This is a genomic window from Curtobacterium sp. 18060, from assembly GCF_902706105.1.
In the GTDB taxonomy this organism is placed as follows: Bacteria; Actinomycetota; Actinomycetes; order Actinomycetales; family Microbacteriaceae; genus Curtobacterium.
In genome coordinates this window covers 1-4,234 of record NZ_CACSJV010000097.1, presented here as the reverse complement: position 1 = coordinate 4,234, position 4,234 = coordinate 1, and the positions used below count along the sequence as shown (strand labels likewise).

At 72.9% G+C, this 4,234-nt stretch carries 4 protein-coding genes; all 4 read left to right on the top strand.

The window, feature by feature from the left end; genetic code table 11:
- Positions 1-110 precede the first annotated feature (110 nt).
- From GVL05_RS19670 to GVL05_RS19655, 4 genes are read left to right on the top strand one after another with little or no spacing between them, the layout of a single operon-like run.
- Positions 111-836: a PspA/IM30 family protein gene (locus GVL05_RS19670; protein ID WP_123294264.1), complete on the top strand. Its 726-nt coding sequence runs from the start codon at positions 111-113 to the stop codon at positions 834-836.
- 55 nt (positions 837-891) lie between these two features.
- Positions 892-1,713 (top strand): arginase family protein, encoded by an 822-nt coding sequence (locus tag GVL05_RS19665; RefSeq protein ID WP_123294263.1) that lies wholly within the window; start codon positions 892-894, stop codon positions 1,711-1,713.
- A 55-nt stretch (positions 1,714-1,768) separates the two neighbouring features.
- On the top strand, positions 1,769-3,172 hold the full coding sequence (locus tag GVL05_RS19660; RefSeq protein ID WP_123671673.1) for an NAD(P)/FAD-dependent oxidoreductase: 1,404 nt from the start codon (positions 1,769-1,771) through the stop codon (positions 3,170-3,172).
- A 2-nt stretch (positions 3,173-3,174) separates the two neighbouring features.
- Positions 3,175-3,543: a Fe-S oxidoreductase gene (locus GVL05_RS19655; RefSeq protein WP_123294261.1), complete on the top strand. Its 369-nt coding sequence runs from the start codon at positions 3,175-3,177 to the stop codon at positions 3,541-3,543.
- Positions 3,544-4,234: the final 691 nt, after the last annotated feature.

The following is a 4,234-nucleotide window of genomic DNA, read 5'->3' as shown; positions in this document are numbered from 1 at the left end:
GGCGGGTTCTCCGGCGGCGGCCGCTTCTGACCCCGACCCACCCGACGACCAGACCACACACCCGACAGACCAGACACACCACGTCAGACCTTCCAGGAAAGGGAACAGCAATGGCAAAGCAGACGATCTTCGGCCGCATCTCCACCCTCGTGCGGGCGAACATCAACCAGCTCATCGACAACGCCGAGGACCCGCAGAAGATGCTGGACCAGCTCGTGCGTGACTACACGAACAACATCGCCGACGCGAAGACGGCGATCGCGCAGACGATCGGCAACGTGCGGCTGCTCGAGCAGGACCACGAAGAGGACAAGCGCGCCTCGTCCGAGTGGGGCCAGAAGGCCGCCAACGCCTCCACCGCCGCGGACAAGTACCGCGCCGAGGGCAAGACGGCCGAGGCGGACAAGTTCGACAACCTCGCCAAGATCGCGATCGGCAAGCAGATCGCGGCCGAGCAGGAGGTCAAGGACGCCGAGCCGAACCTCGCCTCGCAGAACGAAGCGGTCGAGAAGCTCAAGACCGGGCTCGCCGGCATGGAGCAGAAGCTCGAGGAGCTCCGTGCGAAGCGCGACAACCTCGTCGCCCGCTCGAAGACGGCCGAGGCGCAGTCCAAGGTCAACGACGCCCTCGGCAACATCGACGTACTCGACCCGACGAGCGACCTCGGTCGCTTCGAGGAGAAGGTCCGTCGTGAAGAGGCCAAGGTCCTCGGGCAGCAGGAACTGCAGTCGTCGAGCCTCGACGCCCAGTTCGAGAGCCTCGAGGACGTCGGCAAGGACGCCGAGGTCGAGGCACGTCTCGCCGCGCTGAAGTCGGGCGGCTCGTCGAGCCTCTGACGTTCCCGGACGACCTTCCCGGACGACGCCGGACCCCAGCTGACAGACTGAGACGATGCAGTTCCTCGTGGTCGGTCAGTGGCAGGGTTCGGCGTCGTCGCGCGCGATGCGCCTCGGGGACGGAGCGACCGCGATCGCGGCCGACCTCCCCCGTGCGTCCACCACCGTGGTCGACGTCCCCGCCGGCGCGGGCGACCGGCTCGAGACGGCCGTCGCCCGCTACACCTCCGTGCTCGCCGTCGCCGACCGCGTGGCCGAGGAGACCGGCGTCGCCAGCGAACCCGTCCTCGTCGTCGGCGGGGACGGTGCGAGCGTCCTCGGCGCGACCGTCGGCCTCGGACCGGACACCGCGTTCGTCCGCATCGCCGGGTCCAGCGGGTACCGCGCACTCAACCGCGCCCAGCCCGTCGCCGCCGAGACCGCAGCCCTCCGGATCCTGGTCGACCGCGCCGACGAGCTGTTCCCCGCGCTGCCGGTGCTCCCCGCCTCGTCGGTCGTGGTCGCGGGCGTCCGCGGGCTCGACGACGCCGAGGACGCCGCCCTCGACCGTGCCGGGATCACACGACTCGACGTCGACGCCGCCACCCCGGAGGCCCTCGCCGCCGCCGTCGACGCCACCGGAGCGACCTCGGTGTTCGTGCACGTCGACCTCGACGTCCTCGACCCGTCCGAGGTCGACGGCCTTCTCGAGCCGGTGCCGTTCGGACTCGACGGCGCGGGACTGGTCGAGCGGATCCAGGCCGCGACCCGCGGCCGCCGCCTGGCCGGCGCCGCGCTCACCGGATTCGCTCCCGTCGACCCGGAGCGTGCAGTGGACGACCTCGGCGTGATCCTGCGCGTCGTCGGGGCGTTGACCAGCGCCTCCCGGGTGGCCTGAGAACCGACCCGGCGCGCCGGGCGCACCCCATGCCAGTCCGCGTACGCTCGGCCTCATGACGGACTACGACCTCATCGTGATCGGCGCCGGCGCAGTCGGCGAGAACGTGGCGGACTACGCCCACAAGCGCGGCCTGGCGGTCGCGATCGTGGAGTCCGAACTGGTCGGCGGCGAGTGCTCCTACTGGGCGTGCATGCCGTCGAAGGCACTGCTGCGCAGCGGCCACGCCCTGGCAGCGGCGAAGCGGCTCGACGGCGCGAAGCAGGCCGTCACCGGCGAACTCGACGCCGCCCACGTGCTCGCGCGCCGCAACTCGTTCACCTCGGACTGGAAGGACGACGGCCAGGTGTCCTGGCTCGAGTCCGCCGACATCGCCCTGATCCGCGGCCACGCCCGCATCACCGGCGAGAAGACGATCGAGGTCGGCGGCGAGACGCACACCGCCCGTGCCGCCGTCGCCGTCGTGACCGGCTCGCTGCACGCGCTGCCCGACGTGCCGGGACTCGCCGAGGCGAAGCCGTGGGGCACCCGCGAGGGCACCAGCGCCCAGCAGGTGCCGGAGAGCCTGCTCGTGATCGGCGGCGGTGTCGCCGGCTCCGAGCTCGCCACCGCCTGGGCATCGCTCGGCGCGAAGGTCACCCTCGTCGCCCGGCACGGACTGCTCGGCGGCATGGAACCGTTCGCCGGCGAACTCGTCACCGATGCCCTCCGCGAGCTCGGCGTCGACGTCCGTACCGGCGTGAACCCCGTGCGGGTCGACCGCGACGAGCACGGGCTCGTCACCACCACGCTCGACGACGACACCACCGTCATCACGAGCGAGGTGCTGGCCGCCACCGGCCGCACCCCGCACACCGCCGACCTCGGGCTCGAGTCCGTCGGGCTCACCGCCGGCGACTGGCTCGAGGTCGACGACACGATGCTCGTGCACGGCACCGACTGGCTGTACGCCGTCGGCGACGCCAACCACCGCGCCCTCCTCACCCACCAGGGCAAGTACCAGGCCCGCGCGGCCGGCGAGGCGATCGCCGCCCGGCACCAGGGCACGCCGCTGCACACCGAACCGTGGGGCGCACACGTCGCGACCGCCGACCACGCCGCGGTCCCCCAGGTCACGTTCACCGACCCCGAGGTCGCGAGCGTCGGCCTGACCGAGAAGGCCGCACGAGAGCAGGGGCTGAACGTCCGTGCCGTGGAGTACGACCTCGGCGGCGTCGCGGGTTCCGCCCTGCAGGCCGACGGCTACACCGGCCGCGCCAAGATGGTCGTCGACGAGGACCGCGGGGTCGTCGTGGGCGTCACCTTCGTCGGCCAGGACGTCGCCGAGATGCTGCACGCGGCGACGATCGCCGTCGTCGGCGAGGTACCCGTCGACCGCCTCTGGCACGCGGTGCCGGCCTACCCGACGATGAACGAGATCTGGCTCCGGCTGCTCGAGACCTACGGTCGCCCGGCCTGAGCATGCGCGGACTGGCACGCCGGGCGCTGCTCGACTCCCCCGTGTCGCGGGTGGGGTGGCTGTTCGCCACGGCGGTGGGCCTGGCGATCGGCGTGCCGCTGTCGACCGGCCGCGTCCGCGTGGTCGACGGGCTCGTCGTCTGCTCGGGCCTGCCGCGGTGGGTGTTCCGGCGTGGTGGCACCTGCGTCGGTTCGGTGTACCTGACCCGGGACAACGACGGGCCCCGGGTGCTGCGGCACGAGCGGGTGCACGTCGAGCAGTGGCGGCGGTACGGCATGCTCATGCCCGTGCTGTACGCCGTCGCCGGCCGAGACCCGCTCCGCAACCGCTTCGAGGTCGAGGCGGGGCTGGAGGACGGCGGCTACCGCTGACGGGTGCCCGTGCGCGGCGCTGTCTGTGCTTCCCCCCTCGTTTGCCGTGTGCCGATCGGTCACGACACCCCGTCGGGCCGGCGCCGAGTGGTCGCAGACCGTCGGCGGCTCTGGCCGCATCCGACGGTCAGCGACCGCGCGGCGCGGCACGCGCGGCGCGGCGTGACCTCCGGTGAGGGCCGGGCGGGCGACGAGACGTGACCGAACGGCGGACGGGAGGCACGGATCGCGGCCGCCACGGGCCTCCCGTCCGCCGTGGTCCGGCCTACCTGCCCAGCTGAGCAGCGCTTATCGGTCGCGACACCCCGCCGGGGCGGCGCCGAGCGGTCGCTGACCGTCGGTCGCACCGGCCGTGGCCGACGGCTCGCGGCCGCTCCGCGACGCGCGCGCGTCGCGCCGCAGTCGGCCAGACGTCCTCCACCCCTGCCGCCGAGGTTCCACGACATGCCGCGTGCGTTTCGCCGAGGTTCCACGGACGGCCCGGACGCGGCGCGAGATGCCGAGATCTCGGAACCTCGGGGAGTCGCCTCGGCGGCACGTGGAGCGCACTCGCGACTGGACGGGTGGGTGGGGAGCGATGCGTCTCCGTCGCCGCGAGGTTCCACGACATGCCGCGTGCGTCGCGCCGAGGTTCCACGGACGGCCCGGATGCGGCGCGAGATGCCGAGATTTCGGAACCTCGGGGTGCGGG

Bases quoted from the DNA above. Each gene is read 5' to 3' on its own strand.
- GVL05_RS19660 (WP_123671673.1), top strand. From the start codon at position 1,769: ATGACGGACTACGACCTCATCGTGATCGGCGCCGGCGCAGTCGGCGAG.
- GVL05_RS19655 (WP_123294261.1), top strand. From the start codon at position 3,175: ATGCGCGGACTGGCACGCCGGGCGCTGCTCGACTCCCCCGTGTCGCGG.
- GVL05_RS19670 (WP_123294264.1), top strand. From the start codon at position 111: ATGGCAAAGCAGACGATCTTCGGCCGCATCTCCACCCTCGTGCGGGCG.
- GVL05_RS19665 (WP_123294263.1), top strand. From the start codon at position 892: ATGCAGTTCCTCGTGGTCGGTCAGTGGCAGGGTTCGGCGTCGTCGCGC.